Source organism: Brevundimonas sp. 'scallop' (assembly GCF_011045535.1).
GTDB lineage: Bacteria > Pseudomonadota > Alphaproteobacteria > Caulobacterales > Caulobacteraceae > Brevundimonas > Brevundimonas vesicularis.
The window spans coordinates 71,694-90,544 of sequence record NZ_CP039382.1; the positions used below are offsets into that span (position 1 = coordinate 71,694).

An 18,851-nucleotide genomic window follows, 5' to 3' on the forward strand; every position below is an offset into this window, starting at 1 on the left:
GGTTAGCGCGCTAAAGGCTCAACCTGGGAGAGAATATTCCTCTGCGGTCTAGCTTTAGTCGCCTTAAAGCCGCTACGCCGCCCGCTGGTTCCAAGAGGTCATATTTGTCGCAACGCCCGCACCTGCTGTCGTCAGATCAGCGCAGCGCCCTTCAGCTCGACGTCGCCATGACACTGATGGTGACGGCCAAGCGATGGAAGTTACGTGTCGCCGATCTGTTCCGAGAGTCCGGACACACGGGCGCGCCGACCGTGGTGCTTTATTTCCTGGCGGACGAGCCCAAGGGCCTGACGCTTTCCGAGTTGGCGAACAGGATGGAGCTGTCCGGCGCGTCGCTCACCCGTCTGGTGCAAAGACTCGAGAAAGACGGCATGGTCAGCCGGCGTCGGATGATTGGAGATGGCCGGTCATGGCTGATCCAGATGGAGCCAGCCGGGCGCGCCGAAATCGAGGCGTTCGAGATCCATGCCGCGGCCATGCGCGAACGAATGTTTGAAGGCGTTTCGGACGAGGATATGGCTGCCGCACTTCGCGTGCTGAAGGCCTTGGCCGAGAAGCTGACCCACGGCCCCGACGCCGCTCCGGGGGTCTAGCCCGTCTCGCCCAGCCCCATCAGGCCCGCCCGCGAGGGGCACAGGTCGGCGATGATGCAGGATAGGCATTTGGGCTTTCGCGCCGTGCAGGTGTAGCGGCCGTGCAGGATCAGCCAGTGGTGCGCCTTGGGCAGCCAGTCCTCCGGCACGACCTTGAACAGCTGGGCCTCGACCTTGTCCGGCGTTCCGGCATTGGCCAAGCCCAACCGGTGAGAGACGCGAAAGACGTGGGTGTCCACGGCGATGGCCGCCTCGATCCCCAGCTCGTTCAGGACCACCGAGGCCGTCTTGCGACCCACGCCGGGCAGGGCCTGAAGATCGGCGCGGTTGAGTGGGACCTCGCCGCCATGCTGCTCCAGCACGATGCGGCTCAGCGCGATGACGTTCCGCGCCTTGCCGCGATAAAGGCCGATGGAGGCGATGTAGGGGATCAGCCCCTCCTCGCCGAGGGCCAGCATCTTCTCCGGCGTGTCCGCGACCTTGAACAGCCGCTCGGTCGCCTTGTTGACCGAGACGTCCGTGGCCTGGGCCGACAGGGCGACGGCGACGACGAGGGTGAAAGGATTGGAGAAATCCAGCTCGGTCTTGGGCTCCGGCATGACGCCGGACAGGCGTTCGAAGATCGCCTCGACACGGTCCTCATCGGGCGGCCAGCGCAGCACGGGAATGGCCGCCCCGGTCATCACGGCCGGGCGTTTGGCAGGCTTGGCGGCGGGTTTTTTGGCCTTGGCGGGCTTCATGCCTCGCTGTCGTCCTCGGGACGACGTGGGTCAAGACCCAAGGCAGTCAGGGCGGCGTCGGCGGCGCGCTTGCCCTCCATCCAGGCGCCGTGGGCTGTGCCGTAATAGACCGGCGCCGTGGCCTCGCCGGCCAGGAAGATGCGGTCCTCGACCGACGTGCGCAGCTTGGCGCGGTCCGCCGCATGGCCCGGTAAGGCGTGGGAATAGGCGCCGCGCGACCACGGGTCGACGCCCCAGCCGCTGACCGCGACCGCCTCCAGCCGCCGGCGCATGTCCGACCCCAGGGCTGCGACCAGTTCGGACACGGCGAAGTCGAACAGGGCGGCCGGCCCTTGCGCCTCCAGCCCCCAGTCCAGGTCTGCGCCGAAATAGGCCTCGATCATCGGCCGCCCGAACGGCCGCAGGTGATAGCCGCCGGTCTCGGCCGTATCGGTGCGGGTCCACAACTGGGTGTCGGGCTGGAAATCGCCGGCGCCGCGCACGGTCATATGCACCTTGGACGCCAGGCCCAGCGGCACGCCCGTCGTCGCCTCGAGCAGCGCCGGAACCGGCGGATCGATGCGGATCGTCTCGCTGGCGATCAGGCTGTTGGGCACGGTCAGGATGACGATCCGCGCGGTCAACTCGCCGCGATTGGTCTCCAGGCGCAGCACAGGTCCGGAACGGTCGATGCGGCTGACGGCGCAGTCCGTGATCGTGATGGGCGACACAGCCTCGCCCAGCCGCGCGATCAGGCGGCCATAGCCCTCGCGCACCCGCCAGTTCACGCCGGTGTCGCCATAGGCGTCGTAATCCAAGCTGGACACCTCGGCGAACCGCGCGCCGTTCAGGGCGCCCGAGATGGCGTCCATGCGCGGGTTCCAGCGACAGTCGGGATCGAAGAAGTCCGACGCCGGACGATCCTCCCCCACACCCGCGCGGACGAGCGACGCCGCCTCGGTCACCCGCTGGTCGAAGGCGGCGAAGGCCTCGCCGAACTCGGCCTGATCCGCGCGGGTCATCTCGTGATCGAAGACCTGGGTGCGCCAGGGCGGCGGGGTCTGGTCCAGCGTCAGCCCCTCGGCCTCGACCCGTCCCGCCAGCACATTGTCATCGGCCGAATGCAGCCAGCCGCAGCCCATGTCCAACCCTTCGCCCTCGGCCCGAACCGTCCAGGCGCGCCCGCCGATCCGGTCGCGGGCCTCCAGCACCAGAACCGACAGGCCGGGTCGCATCAGACGACGCGCGGCGGCGATGCCGGCGGCGCCTGCGCCGATCACCACAATATCGACCTGTGACGGCAGCGGCTGGGAGGCGGAGATGCGGGGGTTCATGGCGTCAGGACATACACGAAAACCGGTCGTGATCGGCGCCGTCCCAATCGCCTATTGATTTTTGGACGGCGGGGTCCATTTTAGCGCCGCTTCAAAACGCCGCACCTCCCCCGGATTTTCCATGTCGCCTGAACTCAAGAAACGCCTGCCGCTGTTCGCGGCCGCCCTCGTCGGCCTGGCCCTGATCGTGGGCGGCATCGTCTGGTGGGTGAACGGCCAGCGTTGGGAAAGCACCGACAACGCCTTCGTCCAGGCCGACACCACTTTGGTCAGCCCGCAACTGTCCGGCCGGGTCACCGAGGTTCTGGTGGGCGACAACCAGCGGGTCGCGGCAGGCCAGATCCTGGTCAAGCTGGACGATTCGGACCAAAAGGCTCAGCTCGCTCAGGCCGAGGCCAATCTGGCCGCCGCCATCGCCGCCGTCGGCCATGTCGACGCCCAGGCCGAGCAGGAACAGGCCACCATCGCCGCCCGAGCCGCCTCCGTCGCCCAGGCCAACGCCCAGGCCGGCCTGGCCCGCGCCGAGGTCGATCGTTATGGAAAACTGGCCGAACAGGGCTGGGTCTCGCAACAGCGCATCCAGACCGAGCGCGCCTCGGCCGCCACCGCCGCCGCCAGCGTCCAGCAGGCCCAGGCTGCCCTGGTCGCCGAACAACGCACCGCCGGGGTGCTGGGCTCGACCCGTCAGCAGAGCGTCGCCGCCGTCGAACAGGCCCGCGCCGTCGTCGATCAGGCTCGCATCGCGCTGGAGCGCACCGTGATCCGCGCTCCGGTCGCCGGCGTCGTCGGCGCCCGCAGCGTGCGGCCCGGCCAGTATGTCAACGCCGGCACGCAACTGCTGTCGGTCGTGCCCCTGACCAACACCTACATCGTCGCCAACTTCAAGGAGACGCAGCTGGACAAGGTGCGCCTGGGCCAGACTGTCGAGATTTCCGCCGACGCCTTCCCCGGCCGCAAGATCGAGGGCCGCGTGGACAGCTTCGCCCCCGCCACTGGATCGGAGTTCGCCCTGATCCCGGTCGAGAACGCCACAGGCAACTTCACCAAGATCACCCAGCGCGTGCCCGTCCGCATCGTCGTCAGCGGCGCAGACCGCAGCCTGGCTCTGCGTCCCGGCCTGTCGGTGGACGTCAAGATCGACCTGAAGAGCCAGGGCGGCCAGAGCTTCGCCGAAGCCGCCACGACGACGGGAGCCGCAGGCCAGTGACCGCCGCCAACCCCGCCGCAGATGGCGGGGCCCCTGTCGCGCAAAAGGGTCCCGTCGCCGGCCATCCCGAGATCAACTGGACCATGCTGCTGCTGGGCTTCGCCGGCATGGTGGTGGGCCAGTTCATGGCCATTCTGGACATCCAGATCGTCGCCGCCTCCCTGCCTCAGATCCAGGCGGGGGTCGGCGCCTCGGCCGACGAGATCAGCTGGATCCAGACCGCCTATCTGATCCCCGAGGTGGTGATGATCCCGCTGTCGGGCTTCCTGTCGCGGCTGTGGGGGACGCAGCGGCTGTTCCTGGTCTCCTGTGCGGGTTTCGTGCTGATGAGCATCGCCACGGGCCTGTCGTCGTCGATCGACATGATGATCCTGTTCCGGGCCATCCAAGGCTTTGTGGGCGGGGCCATGATCCCGACCGTCTTCGCCGTCGCCTTCACCGCCTTTCCGCCCGACAAGCGCGTCACCGCCAGCGTGGTCATGGGCCTGATCGTCACCCTGGCGCCGACCGTCGGACCCACGCTGGGGGGGCATCTGACGGAGTGGCTGAGCTGGCGCTGGCTGTTCTTCATCAACGTGGGGCCGGGCCTGCTGGTGCTGTTCCTGGTCGGGCGCTACGGCAACTTCGACAAGGGCGATCCGTCGCTGGCCAAGGGCTTCGACTGGTGGGGCCTGGGCCTGATGGCCGCCTTTCTGATGTCGATGCAGTTCGTGCTGGAAGAGGGCGCCAAGAACGACTGGTTCGACGACACCCACATCCTGTTGCTGACCGTCGTGGCGGCGGTCGCCGGACCGATCTTCATCTGGCGGTCCCTGACCTATCGCCAGCCGATCGTGGAGTTGCGCGCCTTTGGCAATCGCAACTTCCTGGTCGGTTTCATCATGACCTTCATCGTCGGTTTCGCCCTGTTCGGCGGCACCTTCCTGCTGCCGCTCTTCCTGGGCCGCGTGCTCGGCTATTCGTCTTCAGAGGTCGGCACCACCATGGTCGTGTCCGGCCTGGCCATGTTCGCCACCGGCCCCTTTGCTGGACGACTGGTGCGCAAGCTTGATGCGCGGGTGCTGATGTTCGGCGGCTTCATGCTGTGCGCCTGGGGGATGTGGGAGGCGCGCGTCGTCACCGATGACTGGGGCTTCTGGAACTTCGCCTCGGTCCAGGCCTTCCGCGGCGTCGGCGTGATGCTGGCCATGATCGCATCCCAGCAGGTGACGATGGCGACCCTGCCGCCGCACATGGTCAAGAACGCCTCGGGGCTGGTGAACCTGTCGCGCAACGTCGGCGGCGCCTTCGGCCTGGCGATCCTGAACACCAGCCTGACGTCCAACACGGCCCTTCACATGAGCGAACTGACCAGCGCCATCGGTCAGGGCGACCAGGCGATGCGCAACATGATGGCCGGCATGGCCCAGCGGTTCGCCGGCTCCATCGACCCGGCCGCCTCGGCGATGAAGGCCATCTACGGGATGTTGCAGAAACAGGCGACGACGATGGCGTTCGGCGACGCCTTCGCCCTGCTGGCCATCCTGTGCGCGGGCGCCGCGTTCGTCACCCTGGCCGCCCAGCCGGTGAAGGCGCAGGCCGGCGCACCGCCCTCGGACGTCCACTGATGGCGCGCCGTCTCGGGCAGGTCGATGAACGCAAGAGCGAGGCGATCCTGGACGCCGCCGCGACCCTGTTCGCCGAAAAGGGGCTGCAGGCAAAGATGGACGAGATCGCCAAACTGGCCGGCGTCTCCAAACAGACGGTTTACAATCGCTTCGCCTCCAAGCTGGAGATCGCCCAGGCCCTGGCGTCAAAGCGGGTCGAGGATATCGTCGCCCCCCTGCGCGGCGCCGGCGATCCGCAGACGGTGCTGGAGACCCTGGCCCTGACGCTGCTGAACCGGGTGTGCAGCGGCGACAAGGTCGGCTCGATGCGCGGGGTCGCCCTGGTCTCGGTCGAGGCGCCTGACATCGCCCACGCCATCTATGAGGCCGGCCCGCGTCGCAGCCTGCGCGAACTGGGCGCCTGGCTGGCGGAACAGACGCGGCTGGGCCGGATGAGCGTCGCCGATCCGGAAGAGGCGGCCGAGATGTTCGCCGGCCTGGTGCTCGGCCACGGCCATCTGCGCGCCATGCTGGACGTGCCGCAGCTGGAGGCCGACAAACGCGCAGGCCGCGCCAGAGAGGCCGCGCGCATCTTCATGGCCGCCCATCCGCCCGCCACGGCCGCCAAGACTTCCTGAGCCCGGCGCGCTACAGTCGCCGCACCATGTCGCTTGAGACCGCCTTCATGCTGATCCACCTGTCCTCCTGGCCCGAAATCGATGCGCGACTGAACGACGGCGGTCCCCTGTCCAGGACAGTGGTCGTGCCCATAGGCTCCAACGAGCAGCACGGGCCGACGGGGCTGCTGGGCACCGACTGGCTGTGCCCTGAGATCATCGCCCATGCGGCCGAAAAGACCGACGCCAACCTGATCGTGGCCCCGACCTTCAACATCGGCATGGCTCAGCATCACCTGGCCTTCGCCGGCACCATCAGCCTGCGCCCCTCGACCTTCATGGCCGCGATCACGGACTGGGTGTCGTCCCTGAGCCGTCACGGATTCGAGCGAATCTACTTCCTGAACGGTCACGGCGGGAACGTCGCGACCATCGAGGCGACCATCTCGGAAATCTACGCCGAGTGGAGCTTCGTCGAGGACAGCCCACCCTTCATCCTGAAGCTGAAGAACTGGTGGGACCTGCCCGGCGTCCATGGCCTGTGCAACCGCCTGTTTCCGACCGGCCATGGCATGCATGCCACCCCATCCGAGATCGCGGTGACGCAGGCCGCCTATCCCGAGCGGATCAAGACCGCCGACTACAGCCCGCAGATCGCGCCGAACGGGCCGATCCGCGACGCCCTGGACTATCGCGCCCGCTTCCCCGACGGCCGGATCGGCTCGGACCCGGCCCAGGCCAGCCCCGAGAAGGGCCAGCAGATCATCGACGCGGCGGTTCCCGCCCTGTTGAGCGACATCGCGGCCTTCGCCGCAGAGACCCAGCCGGGAGCGTCGCTCTGACCCGCAAGACCCCCACAGCCGCCAACGCGGCCGTCGTCGGCGCCGAGATCCTGGCCGCCTCGGCCGAGGTGATCGCGGCCCGGACCGGGCTGATGGCGCAGGGCCTGACCAGCGCCAAGGGGCAGGACTTCAAGGAGCTGTCGCTGATGAGCTCCGAGAAGACCGAGGCGCTGTCCGCCTCCGCCGACGCCTTGGCCGCCAGCGCCGGGGCCATCGGCCAGCGGCTGGGCCGCGTAGCACTGGACGAAAGCGCCCATGCCCTGCGAGCGGCGGCGGCCGTCACCCAGGCCCGCACCCCGGCCAAGGCGGCCGAAGCCCAGTTCAGCTATGCCATGGGCTGGTGGAGCCGGGCGGCGGCCCAGGCCATGACCCTGAACGGCGAACTGCTGAAGGCCCAAGCCGAGGCGCTGGCCCCGATCCACAAGACCGCGACCGCCAACGCCAAACGGCTGCGCAAGACGCGCTAGGCCGGCTCGACCAGCTTTAGCTTGGGCTTCTTGACCTTGGCGGGCTTGGCAGGGCGGTCGGCCTTTTTGGCGGCCTTTTCGGCCTTGCGCGCTTCCTTCTCGACCGCCTTCAGCGCCTTCTTGGCGGCCTTGGCCTCGGCCTTTGCCGCGTCGGGAGCGGCGTCGGCGGCGGCGGCCAGATCGGCCAGCTGATTGAGGAATGTCTCGCGCTGCCCCTTGGGCAGCAGGGCCATGATCCGCTTGTCGGCGGCCTCAACCAGCGGCCGCGCGGCCTCCAATCGGGCGGCGCCCTCAGCCGACAAACGCACCGCCTTGGCGCGGGCGTCCAGGGTCGAGCGTTCCCGCTCCAGCAGGCCCTTGCTGGTCATGCGCGTGACCAGATCGGCCAGGGTCGAGCGGTCGATGCCGGTCATGCGGACCAGTTCGGTCTGGGTCAGGCCGGCCTTGAGCGAGACAGCCTCCAGCACCGCGAACTGGCGCTGGGTCAGGCCGTCGGCGCCGGTCTCCTCGGCATAGATGTCGAGCGCCAGCTGCAGGGCGCGGTGCATCAGGTGGCTGGGCGAGGTGGCCAGGGGCCCGACCTTCCTTGCCGCTTTTCCCGCCTTCACCATCGCGCCGCTCCCCTGAAGTTTCGTCCGAACACGTATCAGCTCTGCTTTACGATTTGACGGGGAAAGCGCGTCGGTTCCGTGACAGTTCCGCTTGGCGCCTAGAGCCCGGTATCGGGCGAGACGGGGGCCGGCTCGTCGTCCTTGATCAGGTGCTTCATGATGAAGAAGACCTGCCAGACGCCGAACACGGCCGAGGCGATCCACAGGCCGCCGCGGAAGGCGACCCAAGTGTCATCGGACTGGGTGCGCCAGACGATCTCGTTGACGATGCAGACGGCCGCGAAATACAGGCCGTAACGCAGGGTCAGGCCGCGCCAGCCCGCGTCGGTGATGCGGATCGCCTCGCCCAGCAGATATTTGAACGGATAGCGGTTCAGCGGCAGCGACCCCAGCAGCACGACCGCCAGCAGGCCGTTCTGGATCGACAGCTTGATCTTCAACAGGTTCGGATCGTGGAAGACGATGGTCAGCACGCCGAAGATCAGGGCGAACCCGCCGGTCAGCAGCGGCAGGGGCGCCAGCCGACGCTCCACCACATAGCCGACGATCAGGGCGATCAGCGAGGCGCCCACCAGGACCCACGTCGCCTGGACCAGGGCTTCCTGCCCGTCCAGACCGCGCGCGAACCGGTTGACCGCATAGGCGGCCATGAAGGCCACGAGGGCGCCGAAGTCGACGGCCTGGCGGATGTTGGAAGCCTTCTTAGGCGTCTCGGTCATGTCAGTCTTCCAGTCCCACGAGCGAGCGGGAGAAGGCGCGGGCGTCGAACGGTTGCAGGTCCTCGACCCCTTCGCCGACGCCGATCAGCATCAGGGGGGCGTCGGACGCCTGGGCCACCGGCACCAGGACGCCGCCACGCGCCGTCCCGTCCAGCTTGGTCATGACCACGCCGGTCACGAAGGCGGTGCGGCCGAAGATCTGTTCCTGCGCCAGGGCGTTGCGGCCCACCGTGGCGTCCAGCACCAGCAGGGTGTCGTGCGGCGCCTCGGGATCGACCTTCTTCAGCACGCGGACGATCTTGAGCAGTTCGTCCATCAGGGCGGACTTGTTCTGCAGTCGGCCGGCGGTGTCGATCAGGACGACGTCGTAGCCTTCGGCCCGCGCCTTGGTATAGGCGTCGAAGGCTAGGCCCGCGGCATCGGCGCCGTCGCGACGGCTTTCGAAGTCGGCGCCGGCGCGCTCGGCCCAAACCTTCAGCTGTTCGCGGGCGGCGGCGCGGAAGGTGTCGCCGGCGACGATCATCACCTTGGCGCCCTTGCCCGTCAGATCGGCGGCGATCTTGCCCAGGGTCGTGGTCTTGCCCGACCCGTTCACCCCGACGAACAGGACGACATAGGGTTTGGGGCCGGACAGGGGGTCGAAGGTCGCCTGGCGCGGCGAAAGTTCGGCGGCGACCGCCTCGGCCAGGGCCTCCTTGACCTCGCGCTCGGGCGCGTCCTTGCCGAACTTCATCCCGCGAAAGCGTTCGACGATCCGGGCCGAGGCGGCAGGGCCGAGATCGCTCTCCAGCAGATGCTCCTCCAGCTGCTCCAGCGACGCCTCGGACAGAGGCTCCTTGACGAAGGTGGCGACGACCTGATCGGTCATCTGTTTGGAGGAGCGCGAGAGCCCAGCGGACAGGCGCTGGAACCAGCCCTTTTTCGGCGTGTCGTTCATGCAGTGGCTTTAGCGGGGGCGAAGGCCAACGTCATCCGCATTCGCGAAGGTCGTCCGCGCTGTTTCAGACGGTCGGCGACAAAACACCGTCTAATTCGTCTAATTGACCTGAAATCGAGACCTCCCTGTTATCGTGAGTGCGAAGGCGAGGATTATAGGCCACGCACAATCGACGATGGCGGAAGGCCGCGAGAAATCGGCAAACCGTTGAAAGCGCAAGGGTTGGAGCCGCCAGTTTGGATGGCTGTCGATCATTTTCTTCCGTCATCAGGTGCAAGCCTCTGGCGGCGCAGATGGCAGCGGCGAAGATCATCGAGCGACGCTTGCGCTTGTGGAGCCGATCAACAAAGAATATGCGCTGCGCATACGTTTCATATAGCGCGGGAGTATCATGGGCATCGTCAATATCGAGGACGAACTGCACGAGCAGCTGCGTCGCGCCGCCAAGGCGTCCTATCGGTCGATTAACGCTCAGGCGGCGTTCTGGATCAGGATCGGCATGTTGTGTGAGACACACCCCGGCGTGACGTTCCAGGAGCTGGTGGCGCGCGAGCTGAGGGCGGCGGGTGTGGATGCGCCTGTTCTGAAGGATGCCGCCGCGTGATCAAGACGCCGGCCGAGATCGAACTGATGGCCGAGGCGGGGCGGCTGCTGGCCTCGGTCTTCACCCATCTGGACGCAATGACGCTTGAGGGGCTGAGCACGCTGGAGATCGACCGACGGGTCGAGGCCTTCATCGTCGATGACCTTCAGGCGCGGCCGGCCAGCAAGGGTCAGTATGGCTATGGCTTTGTACTGAACAGCTCGATCAACCAGGTCGTCTGCCACGGCGTGCCGACGGCGGACGACATCCTGAAGAGCGGCGACATCGTCAATCTGGACATCACGCTCGAGAAGGACGGCTTCATCGCCGATTCCTCCAAGACCTATCTGATCGGATCTGTGGGACCGCAGGCCCGGCGGCTGGTGTGCACCACCTATGAGGCGATGTGGAAGGGCATTCAGGCGGTGCGCCCGGGCGCGAAACTGGGCGACATCGGCTTCGCCATCGAAAAATACGCCAGGAAGGCCGGCTATTCGGTGGTGCGCGACTATTGCGGGCACGGCATCGGGCGCGAGATGCATGAAGAGCCGCAGGTGCTGCATTTCGGCAAGGCCGGGACCGGCGTAACCCTGCGCGAAGGCATGACCTTCACCATCGAACCGATGCTGAACCAGGGCGTGCGCACGGTCCTGACCGAGGACGACGGCTGGACCGTGGTCACCTCCGATGGAAAACTGTCGGCCCAGTTCGAACATACGGTGGCGGTGACGAAGGAGGGCGTGCGGGTCCTGACCCTGAGGCCGGACGAGAAGCGGGGCGCATAGGCGCGCGAAGGAGAGATTCCGTCCCTTCATCATTCGCGCCTATATGAAGGCCGACGACCGGCGCGGGCCGGGTGATGCGGACGATCCGATGGCTGATGCTCTGTTCCATTCTCCCAAGACCCACGGCTTCGTGCGCGTGGCGGCGGCGACGCCGGTCAGCCATCCGGGCGACCCCAGGGCGAACGGGCAAGAGCACGTCGCGCTGATCCGTCAGGCGGGCGAACAGGGCGTGGACCTGATGGTGTTTCCCGAGCTGTCGCTGTCGGCCTACGCCATCGACGATCTGCATATGCAGGCGGCGCTGCTGGACGAGGTTGAGCGACAGATCGCCGTGGCGGCCGAGGCGACGGCCGAGGCAGATGTCGTGGCGGTGGTCGGGGCGCCGATCCGCAACGGCGACGCCCTGTATAATTGCGCGGTGGTGATCGGGTCCGGCGAGGTTCTGGGCGTTGTGCCCAAGACCTATCTGCCCAACTACCGCGAATACTATGAGAAACGCTGGTTCGCGCCGGCGACGGCGCGCGCCGAGGACGTGATCGCTTTGAACGGCGAGACGGTGGACTTCGCGCCGGGCCTGTTGTTCGAGGCCGTCAATCGGCCGGGCTTCGTCTTCTCGGTCGAGATCTGTGAGGACTATTGGGCGCCGCTGCCGCCCTCGACGCGGGCCGCATTGGCGGGCGCGCGGATCCTGCTGAACCTGTCGGCGTCCAACATCGTCATCGGCAAGGCGGACGAGCGGGCGATGCTGAGCGCCAGCCATTCGGCCCGCACCCTGTCGGCCTATGTCTTCGCCGCCTCGGGCTGGGGCGAGAGCACCACCGACCTGGCGTGGGACGGTCAGGCGACCATCCACGAACTGGGGTCGAAACTAGCCGAGGGCGAGCGGTTCGCCTTGGACAGCCATCTGACGATCGCCGATGTGGACGTGGACCGGATCGGGCTGGATCGTCTGCGCAACGGCACCTTCGCCGAATGCGCGAGAAACGAAGGCGAGCCGGCGGCGGTCGTGCCCTTCATGGCGCGCCAGGACCATGAGGCCAGCGAGCTGATCCGGCCTCTGGACCGGTTCCCCTTCGTGCCCGACGACGCCGGGCGGCTGGATCAGGACTGCTACGAGGCGTTCAACATCCAGGTCCAAGGGCTGATGCGCCGCATGACGGCGACAGGCGCGAAGTCGCTGGTGATCGGCGTGTCGGGCGGGCTGGATTCGACCCAGGCCCTGCTGGTGGCCTGTCGCGCCTTCGACCGGCTGGATCTGCCGAGAACGGACATACTGGCGTTCACCATGCCGGCGTTCGCGACCTCGGATGCGACGAAGTCCAATGCCTGGGCGCTGATGACCGCGCTGGGCGTGACGGGCGCAGAGATCGACATCCGTCCCGCCGCCGAACAGATGTTCAAGGACATCGGCCACCCCTATGCCGAGGGTCAGCCGGTGCATGACATCACCTTCGAGAACGTGCAGGCGGGCCTGCGGACCGACTATCTATTCCGGCTGGCGAACCAGCACAGGGCCTTCGTGCTGGGGACCGGGGATCTGTCGGAACTGGCGCTGGGTTGGGCCACATACGGCGTCGGCGACCATATGAGCCACTACAACGTCAACGGCGGGGTGGCGAAGACGTTGATCCGGCACCTGATCCGCTGGGTGGCGGCGGGCGACCTGATCGGCGCGGGCGCGCGTGACACGCTGCACGCCATTCTGAACACCGAGATTTCGCCCGAGCTGGTGCCGGCGAAAGACGGGGTGATCCAGTCGACCGAGGGCACGGTCGGTCCCTATGCGCTGAACGACTTCTTCCTGTTCTACATCAGCCGGTTCGGCCTGAAGCCGTCCAAGGTCGCCTTCCTGGCGCACCAGGCCTGGGGCGATGCGGGCGCGGGCGACTGGCCGGCGAACACGCCCGAGGACGAAAAGGTCGAGTACGACCTGGCGACCATCAAGGCTTGGCTGAGGAAGTTCCTGATCCGCTTCTTCCAGACATCGCAGTTCAAGCGGTCGGCCCTGCCGAATGGTCCGAAAGTGGTGACGGGCGGATCGCTGTCGCCGCGCGGCGACTGGCGTGCGCCGTCCGACGGCAATGCGCGGGTGTGGCTGGACGAGCTGGACGCAAACGTGCCGGACTGACCGTCTCCTCCCCGCTTTGCGGGGAGGTGGCTCGAAGCATAGCGGAGAGACGGAGGGGCTCTTGGCTGTGTGGGTAGAAGAACCCCTCCACCACTTCGTGGTCCCCCTCCCCATTGCATGGGGAGGAGACGCGCCGCTAGAAGCTTGGCCATGACCGACGACGTGACCAAAGACTCCAACGGCAACATCCTGGCCGACGGCGACAGCGTGACCCTGATCAAGGATCTGAAGGTCAAAGGATCGGGCGGGGTCACGCTGAAGCGCGGGACGCTGGTCAAGAACATCCGTCTCACCGGCGACACGGACGAGATCGAGGCCAATGTGGAGAAGGTGCGCGGCCTGGTCCTGCGCACCGAGTTCGTGAAGAAGGCCTGACCCTCTTCCCTTCGCGCGATGCAGCCGCCATCTAGCGGCCTATGACCGACACTCTCGCCGCCCCGACCTCGACTGCCGCAACGAACGGCAAGATCCCCGTCACCGTCCTGACCGGCTATCTCGGCGCGGGCAAGACGACGCTGCTGAACCGCATCCTGACCGAGGATCACGGCAAGCGCTACGCCGTCATCGTCAACGAGTTCGGCGAGATCGGCATCGACAACGACCTGGTGGTCGGCGCCGACGAGGACGTGTTCGAGATGAACAACGGCTGCGTCTGCTGCACGGTACGGGGCGACCTGATCCGTGTGGTCGCCGGCCTGATGAAGCGCCAACGTCCCGGCAAGCCCGCCTTCGACGCCATCATCGTGGAGACGACGGGCCTCGCCGACCCCGGTCCGGTGGCCCAGACCTTTTTCGTGGACGAGGACGTCAAGGCCAAGACGCAGCTGGACAGCGTCACGACCCTGGTCGACGCCAAACATGTGATGGCGCGCCTGGACGACTCCAAAGAGGCGCGCGAGCAGGTGGCCTTCGCCGATCGGATCATCCTGAACAAGGTCGATCTGGCGACGGCTGACGAACTGGACGCGGTCGAGGCGCGTCTACGGGCGCTGAACCCTCTGGCGCCCATCGTGCGAGCCGAGCGGTCGAACGTGCCGCTGGATCAGGTGCTGGGCCTGGGCGCCTTTGATCTGGAGCGCATTCTCGAGGTCAAGCCGGACTTCGTGAACCCGCCGCACGGCGCGGACGGCCATGTGCATGACGAACACTGCGGTAATGACCACCACGACCACGACCATGACCATGACCATGATCACGGGCACGACCAACATCACCACGATCACGATCACGGCGCCCATTCTCACGGAGTCAGGGGGCACGCCCACCAGGACGACATCAAGGGCATCTCCCTGTCTCTGGATCGGCCGCTGGACGGGGCCAAGTTCACCGCTTGGCTGGACCGGCTGCTGGGCGAGCAGGGTCAGAACATCCTGCGCGCCAAGGGCATCATCGACGTCAAGGGCGAGAACCGCCGCCTGGTCTTCCAGGCCGTGCACATGATCCTTGAGGGCGACCTGCAACGCGAATGGGGCGCCGCCGAACGCCGCTGGAGCCGCGCCGTCTTCATCGGCCGCGATCTGGACGAAGCCGCGCTGAAGGCGGGCTTCGAGGCCTGCGCCGCCTGATCTCAAAGGTGGACAGACAGACAAAAGGCCGGCGGAGCAATCCACCGGCCTTTTTCTTTGTTCAGCCCTTCTCGAACAACTTGTTCCAGCGGCGCTTGTCGCGGGCCTTCCAGGCGCCGCGGTGGTAGGCGTCGGAGCCGATCAGGGGGACGACCGTGGTGGCCTCGGCGAAGACCATCTGTTCGTGGGTGGTCTGGACCTTGCCCCAGGAGGCCGCCTCTTTCAGCGTCGAGGACGAGCAGGCGCCGTCGCGGACGTCGGCGACGGTGATCTGAACCGCATAGCGGTGCATCTCGGCCTCGACACCCAGGATTTCAGCGCAGACGACCGTGTCCTGGGCGAAGTTCTTGGGCACGCCGCCGCCGACCATGAACAGGCCGGTGACGCCCGCGGCGATCTTGATGTCGGTCAGTTCGCGGAAGTCGGCGATGGCGTCCAGCATCAGATAGGGCTGGCCGGCGGCGGCGCGTTCCTTCTGATGTTTCACCAGACCGAAGCCGGCCGAGGAGTCGACGAAGGCCGGGCAGAAGATCGGCACGCCCTCTTCATAGGCGGTCTGGATCAGCGAGCCGGGCTTTTTCGCATTGCCCTCGCTCAGCCACTTACCCATTTCCCAGATGAATTCGCGGCTGGAATAGCCGCGCGGCTCCAGGCGGTTGGCGATCTCCAGGATGGTGTGGTCGCAGGCCTGGAGCTCTTCCTCGTCGATATAGGTGTCGTAGATCCGGTCGATGTAGTTGTCGCGCAGGACGTTGTCGTCCACCTCGCCGGCCGCCTGATAGTGTTTGAAGCCCAAGGCCTCGAAGAAGTCCATGTCGACGATCGAGGCGCCGGTGGCGACCACGGCGTCGACCATGCCGAACTTCACCATGTCGCGGTAGACGTGCATGCAGCCGCCGGCCGAGGTCGAACCGGCCAGGATCAGCCAGGGCGAGCAGTCCTTGTCCTCGATGGCCATCGAGAAGATGTCGGCGGCGCGGGCGGTGTCGCGCGACGAGAAGGACATCTTGCGCATCGAGTCGATGATCGGGCGCGCATCGAAGCTGGTGATGTCGACGTGCTCGACGACATTCTGCAGCAGTTGGGCCTTGGTGTTCGATTGAACGGGAGCGTTCATTTCGGCGGTTTCCCTGTGATTTGAGCGCCCGTCGAACAAGCAGACGTGCCGGGACGGAGCGACCGACAGGACCGATAGACGCCCAACCATCGGCCGTCACCCTCGGACTTGATCCGAGGGTCGGACGTTCCGCCGCGCCCTTCTTGTAAAGGAGACGCAGAGCGGCCGATCCTCGGATCAAGTCCGAGGATGACGGATGTCAGATGGAGCGTCCTATTTCCGGCGCGACTTGCGCTGACCGGCCTTGCCCTTGGGCCGTGAAAGGCGCACGACCTTGCGGGCGTTCTCTTCCGCCGTGGTGCGCACGGTGGGGATGGAACGCGGGGCCAGGCCGTACAGCGAGGCCATCGGGGCGTCCTCGACTGCGGCGATGTCGTGTTCGCCATAGCCGTTGAAGCCCGTCGACATGGCCACGCCGTAAGCGCCCAGCATGCCGATCTCGATGAAGTCGCCTTCGCGCACATCGGCCGGCAGCCAGAAGGGTCCCGGCATATGGTCGATGGAATCGCAGGTCGGGCCGTAGAACTGGAACGCCTTAAGATCGCCCGCGCTTTCGCCGTCCCGAACCAGCTTGGTCGGGAAGGGCCAGCGCGAGTGGGTCGCGTCGAACAGCGAGCCGTAGGAGCCGTCGTTCAGATAAAGGGCGTCGCCCTTGCGCAGATCGACACGGGCCAGGATCGACGAGGATTCGGCGACCAGCGCCCGGCCGGGCTCGCACCACAGCTCGGTCGTTTCCGACACCGGCATCTCGCTGAAGCCGCGATGAATGGCGTCGGCGTATTCGCTCATGTCCGGCGGAACCATGCCCGGATAGACGGACGGGAAGCCGCCGCCGACATCGACGATATCGACGATCACACCCGCACGGCTGATCGACCGGCCGACCTGGGCCATGGCGGCCTGATAGGCGGTCGGGCGCATGCACTGGCTGCCGACGTGGAAGGAGACGCCCATCAGGCCGTCCTTGACCGCCTGGCGCGTCGCCATCAGCAGGGCCGGCGCCTGATCCGACGACACGCCGAACTTGCCCGACAGCGTATAGGCGGCGCCGTCGGCCGAGACGGCCATGCGCACGATCAGGTTCAGGTCGTCCGCGCCGCCGGTGGCGTCGAGGATCTTGTTCAGCTCGTCGATGCAGTCGAGCGAGAAGGTGCGCACGCCGTGATCGAAGTAGGCCTTGGTGATTGCAGACCGGCTCTTGACCGGATGCATGAAGGCCAGGCGCACGTCATGGCTGACCGAGCGCACCAGCTCGATCTCGGCGATGGACGCCACGTCGAAGCCGCGAACGCCGGCCTCGATCAGGGTTTCGACGACCCAGCGCGAAGGGTTGGCCTTCACAGCGTAGAAGACGTCGGCCTTTAGATTATCCTGGAACCAGCGCGCCGCTACGGAAACCGAACGCGGCCGCACGAGGGCGACGGGACGTTCAGGGGACCGCTCACGGACCAGGTCCAGGGGAAGCTGATACGTGCGCAATTCACGTAACCCCCTGCTAATTGTTAAACCCAGACCGGCGTTAGCGGCGCAGACAGGACCTACGGGGTCCGCCGGAGAGCGCGATATGGGGACGCGCGACTGTCATGTAAAGAGGTTTTTTCGTGGCGGGTCTTAGGTTTGACTGTCACAAATCCGCTCTGCGCCCTCCACGACACGATCCAGCGGCAACCTTGACCGTTCTGCGCCGTTGCGATGATCGGAGGGTTTTATGAACCGATGGCTGTTCTTTTGGCGCAAGATGCGGCGTCAGCTGTGGGTGCGCGCCACGGCCTATGCCGTCGCGGGCGTCGCCGCAGCCTTGCTGGCCGCCGCCCTGGCCCCCTGGGTGCCGCAGGAGATGGCCGAGCGTCTGGGCGGAGAGTCTGTAGAATCAATCCTGACGATCCTGGCGTCCAGCCTGCTGGGCGTGGCGACCTTTTCGGTCGGCGCCATGGTCACGGCCTATACGTCGGTGTCGTCGGCGGCCAGTCCGCGTGTCGCGGCCCTGGTCACCAGCGATGACGAAACCCAGAAATCGCTGGCGACCTTCGTCGGCGCCTTTCTCTACGCCATCGTCGCGGTCACCGCGATCAACGCCCATTATTACGGCCAGAACGGCCGGGCGATCCTGTTCCTGGTCAGCCTCGTCATGGTGGGGCTGGTGGCGTTTCGCCTCCTGGCCTGGATCAACCGTCTGTCCAGCCTGGCGCGGGTCGGTCACATGATCGATCTGGTCGAGGCCCGGGCCCGCGAGGCGCTGGAACAGCGGCGCGACAATCCATTTCTGGGCGGGCGCGAGGGGCATTTGCAAAACGGCGCGGACGTGACGGCGCCGGAAACCGGCTATGTCCAGAACGTCGATCCCGATCGCCTGCAGGCCATGGCCGAGAAACGAGACTGCCAGGTCGAGGTGGTCGCCGCGCCCGGCGCCTTCGTGCGACGCGGGGAGGTCCTCGCCCGGATCAGCCTGCCGGCCTGCGACAAAGAGGCCCAGGACGCCTTCTGCTCCGCCTTCGCGATCGGAGACTCGCGCTCCTATGATCAAGACCCGCGTTTCGGCCTGATCGTTTTGGGCGAGATCGCCGCCAAGGCTCTGTCGCCTGGTATCAACGATCCCGGAACGGCCATTCAGGTGGTGTCGACCGGCGTGAGGCTGATGGACATCTGGGCCCGACACGGCGGGGAAGACGAGAAGCGGACCCTGCGCGATCGCCTGATGATGCCGGGCGTCTCCGAAGACGATCTGCTCGACGATCTGTTCGGCCCGATCGCCCGTTACGGGGCCGGCGACGTTGCGGTCGCCATCAGACTGCAAAAAGGCTTGAAGGCGCTGGCCTCGATCCCTTGTCTGGCCGCGCCGGTCCAGACCATGGCCGATCAGGCGCTTGAGCGATCGCGCGCCGCCTTGCCGATTCCGGCGGACTACGCCCGGGTGAAGGGTGCGGCAGAAGGCTCCTGAACGGCTCGGGTCTGGACGAGATTGCGCCCGACGTGCGATTAGGACTTGCCCGAGCGCGATTTCAGCTTATTGCGGCGCCCCTTCGCCATAGCCTCCTAGCGAG

The 18,851-nt window shown here is 66.6% G+C and carries 19 protein-coding genes; 12 read left to right on the plus strand and 7 right to left on the minus strand.

Annotated elements, in window-relative coordinates; all coding sequences use genetic code 11:
- Positions 1 to 176: 176 nt before the first annotated feature.
- On the plus strand, positions 177 to 593 hold the full coding sequence (locus E4341_RS00340; RefSeq protein ID WP_165113970.1) for a MarR family winged helix-turn-helix transcriptional regulator: 417 nt from the start codon (positions 177 to 179) through the stop codon (positions 591 to 593).
- Here E4341_RS00340 and nth read toward each other — a convergent pair.
- Together nth and E4341_RS00350 are read right to left on the minus strand one after the other, a co-directional pair.
- Positions 590 to 1,333 carry an endonuclease III gene (gene nth, locus E4341_RS00345; RefSeq protein WP_165113971.1) on the minus strand — a complete coding sequence of 248 codons (744 nt, stop codon included), beginning with the start codon at positions 1,331 to 1,333 and terminating at the stop codon, positions 590 to 592. The two genes, E4341_RS00340 and nth, sit on opposite strands and share 4 nt — an antisense overlap.
- Entirely contained in the window at positions 1,330 to 2,646 is a 1,317-nt protein-coding gene (locus E4341_RS00350) for an NAD(P)/FAD-dependent oxidoreductase (protein WP_165113972.1), read from the minus strand. Before E4341_RS00350 ends, nth begins: the two co-directional genes overlap by 4 nt.
- Before the next feature lie 121 nt (positions 2,647 to 2,767).
- Between E4341_RS00350 and E4341_RS00355 the strand changes: the two genes are divergently transcribed.
- The 5 genes from E4341_RS00355 to E4341_RS00375 all read left to right on the plus strand — a co-directional run bounded on the left by E4341_RS00355 (position 2,768) and on the right by E4341_RS00375 (position 7,365).
- Positions 2,768 to 3,853 carry an HlyD family secretion protein gene (locus tag E4341_RS00355; RefSeq protein ID WP_165113973.1) on the plus strand — a complete coding sequence of 362 codons (1,086 nt, stop codon included), beginning with the start codon at positions 2,768 to 2,770 and terminating at the stop codon, positions 3,851 to 3,853.
- Positions 3,850 to 5,460, plus strand: a complete 1,611-nt coding sequence (locus tag E4341_RS00360; protein ID WP_055754527.1) for a DHA2 family efflux MFS transporter permease subunit — start codon at positions 3,850 to 3,852, stop codon at positions 5,458 to 5,460. The genes E4341_RS00355 and E4341_RS00360 overlap by 4 nt, the downstream gene beginning before the upstream one ends.
- A complete protein-coding gene (locus E4341_RS00365; RefSeq protein WP_165113977.1) occupies positions 5,460 to 6,077 on the plus strand; it encodes a TetR/AcrR family transcriptional regulator in 618 nt (205 codons plus the stop codon). The genes E4341_RS00360 and E4341_RS00365 overlap by 1 nt, the downstream gene beginning before the upstream one ends.
- A 47-nt stretch (positions 6,078 to 6,124) precedes the next feature.
- Positions 6,125 to 6,898 carry a creatininase family protein gene (locus tag E4341_RS00370; protein ID WP_165118451.1) on the plus strand — a complete coding sequence of 258 codons (774 nt, stop codon included), beginning with the start codon at positions 6,125 to 6,127 and terminating at the stop codon, positions 6,896 to 6,898.
- Between the two features lie 92 nt (positions 6,899 to 6,990).
- On the plus strand, positions 6,991 to 7,365 hold the full coding sequence (locus E4341_RS00375) for a phasin family protein (protein ID WP_240893586.1): 375 nt from the start codon (positions 6,991 to 6,993) through the stop codon (positions 7,363 to 7,365).
- On the opposite strand, the gene E4341_RS00380 is transcribed toward E4341_RS00375, so the two are convergent.
- The 3 genes from E4341_RS00380 to ftsY form a co-directional block, all read right to left on the minus strand.
- Positions 7,362 to 7,976, minus strand: a complete 615-nt coding sequence (locus tag E4341_RS00380; protein ID WP_165113999.1) for a MarR family winged helix-turn-helix transcriptional regulator — start codon at positions 7,974 to 7,976, stop codon at positions 7,362 to 7,364. The genes E4341_RS00375 and E4341_RS00380 overlap by 4 nt on opposite strands.
- Positions 7,977 to 8,074: 98 nt before the next feature.
- Positions 8,075 to 8,695, minus strand: coding sequence for an inner membrane-spanning protein YciB (locus E4341_RS00385; RefSeq protein ID WP_165114004.1), 621 nt, complete (start codon positions 8,693 to 8,695; stop codon positions 8,075 to 8,077).
- 1 nt (position 8,696) lies between these two features.
- Entirely contained in the window at positions 8,697 to 9,632 is a 936-nt protein-coding gene (ftsY, locus tag E4341_RS00390) for a signal recognition particle-docking protein FtsY (RefSeq protein ID WP_165114015.1), read from the minus strand.
- A gap of 391 nt (positions 9,633 to 10,023) precedes the next feature.
- Between ftsY and E4341_RS00395 the strand changes: the two genes are divergently transcribed.
- The 5 genes from E4341_RS00395 (at position 10,024) to E4341_RS00415 (ending at position 14,693) form a co-directional block, all read left to right on the plus strand.
- Entirely contained in the window at positions 10,024 to 10,236 is a 213-nt protein-coding gene (locus E4341_RS00395) for a ParD-like family protein (protein WP_165114018.1), read from the plus strand.
- Positions 10,233 to 11,000, plus strand: coding sequence for a type I methionyl aminopeptidase (gene map / locus E4341_RS00400; RefSeq protein ID WP_165114021.1), 768 nt, complete (start codon positions 10,233 to 10,235; stop codon positions 10,998 to 11,000). Before E4341_RS00395 ends, map begins: the two co-directional genes overlap by 4 nt.
- Before the next feature lie 88 nt (positions 11,001 to 11,088).
- Positions 11,089 to 13,128, plus strand: a complete 2,040-nt coding sequence (locus tag E4341_RS00405) for an NAD(+) synthase (RefSeq protein ID WP_165114024.1) — start codon at positions 11,089 to 11,091, stop codon at positions 13,126 to 13,128.
- Between the two features lie 150 nt (positions 13,129 to 13,278).
- Positions 13,279 to 13,503: an alkylphosphonate utilization protein gene (locus E4341_RS00410; RefSeq protein WP_055754537.1), complete on the plus strand. Its 225-nt coding sequence runs from the start codon at positions 13,279 to 13,281 to the stop codon at positions 13,501 to 13,503.
- A 41-nt stretch (positions 13,504 to 13,544) separates the two neighbouring features.
- Positions 13,545 to 14,693, plus strand: coding sequence for a GTP-binding protein (locus E4341_RS00415; protein ID WP_165114028.1), 1,149 nt, complete (start codon positions 13,545 to 13,547; stop codon positions 14,691 to 14,693).
- 61 nt (positions 14,694 to 14,754) lie between these two features.
- Here E4341_RS00415 and E4341_RS00420 read toward each other — a convergent pair whose 3' ends face one another.
- Both E4341_RS00420 and E4341_RS00425 read right to left on the minus strand, forming a co-directional pair.
- A complete protein-coding gene (locus E4341_RS00420; protein WP_039245978.1) occupies positions 14,755 to 15,810 on the minus strand; it encodes a deoxyhypusine synthase in 1,056 nt (351 codons plus the stop codon).
- 213 nt (positions 15,811 to 16,023) lie between these two features.
- On the minus strand, positions 16,024 to 17,289 hold the full coding sequence (locus tag E4341_RS00425) for a type III PLP-dependent enzyme (protein WP_165114035.1): 1,266 nt from the start codon (positions 17,287 to 17,289) through the stop codon (positions 16,024 to 16,026).
- Positions 17,290 to 17,518: 229 nt separating this feature from the next.
- Between E4341_RS00425 and E4341_RS00430 the strand changes: the two genes are divergently transcribed.
- Positions 17,519 to 18,748: a DUF2254 domain-containing protein gene (locus E4341_RS00430; RefSeq protein ID WP_165114038.1), complete on the plus strand. Its 1,230-nt coding sequence runs from the start codon at positions 17,519 to 17,521 to the stop codon at positions 18,746 to 18,748.
- The last annotated feature ends 103 nt before the right edge of the window (positions 18,749 to 18,851 follow it).

Excerpts from the sequence above, each read along its gene's own strand:
- E4341_RS00410 (WP_055754537.1), top strand. The coding sequence starts at position 13,279 with ATGACCGACGACGTGACCAAAGACTCCAACGGCAACATCCTGGCCGAC.
- E4341_RS00350 (WP_165113972.1), bottom strand. The coding sequence starts at position 2,646 with ATGAACCCCCGCATCTCCGCCTCCCAGCCGCTGCCGTCACAGGTCGAT.
- E4341_RS00395 (WP_165114018.1), top strand. The coding sequence starts at position 10,024 with ATGGGCATCGTCAATATCGAGGACGAACTGCACGAGCAGCTGCGTCGC.
- E4341_RS00380 (WP_165113999.1), bottom strand. The coding sequence starts at position 7,976 with ATGGTGAAGGCGGGAAAAGCGGCAAGGAAGGTCGGGCCCCTGGCCACC.
- nth (WP_165113971.1), bottom strand. The coding sequence starts at position 1,333 with ATGAAGCCCGCCAAGGCCAAAAAACCCGCCGCCAAGCCTGCCAAACGC.
- E4341_RS00370 (WP_165118451.1), top strand. The coding sequence starts at position 6,125 with ATGCTGATCCACCTGTCCTCCTGGCCCGAAATCGATGCGCGACTGAAC.
- E4341_RS00405 (WP_165114024.1), top strand. The coding sequence starts at position 11,089 with ATGGCTGATGCTCTGTTCCATTCTCCCAAGACCCACGGCTTCGTGCGC.
- E4341_RS00430 (WP_165114038.1), top strand. The coding sequence starts at position 17,519 with ATGAACCGATGGCTGTTCTTTTGGCGCAAGATGCGGCGTCAGCTGTGG.
- ftsY (WP_165114015.1), bottom strand. The coding sequence starts at position 9,632 with ATGAACGACACGCCGAAAAAGGGCTGGTTCCAGCGCCTGTCCGCTGGG.
- E4341_RS00420 (WP_039245978.1), bottom strand. The coding sequence starts at position 15,810 with ATGAACGCTCCCGTTCAATCGAACACCAAGGCCCAACTGCTGCAGAAT.
- E4341_RS00340 (WP_165113970.1), top strand. The coding sequence starts at position 177 with ATGGTGACGGCCAAGCGATGGAAGTTACGTGTCGCCGATCTGTTCCGA.
- E4341_RS00355 (WP_165113973.1), top strand. The coding sequence starts at position 2,768 with ATGTCGCCTGAACTCAAGAAACGCCTGCCGCTGTTCGCGGCCGCCCTC.
- E4341_RS00375 (WP_240893586.1), top strand. The coding sequence starts at position 6,991 with ATGGCGCAGGGCCTGACCAGCGCCAAGGGGCAGGACTTCAAGGAGCTG.
- E4341_RS00385 (WP_165114004.1), bottom strand. The coding sequence starts at position 8,695 with ATGACCGAGACGCCTAAGAAGGCTTCCAACATCCGCCAGGCCGTCGAC.
- E4341_RS00415 (WP_165114028.1), top strand. The coding sequence starts at position 13,545 with ATGACCGACACTCTCGCCGCCCCGACCTCGACTGCCGCAACGAACGGC.
- E4341_RS00365 (WP_165113977.1), top strand. The coding sequence starts at position 5,460 with ATGGCGCGCCGTCTCGGGCAGGTCGATGAACGCAAGAGCGAGGCGATC.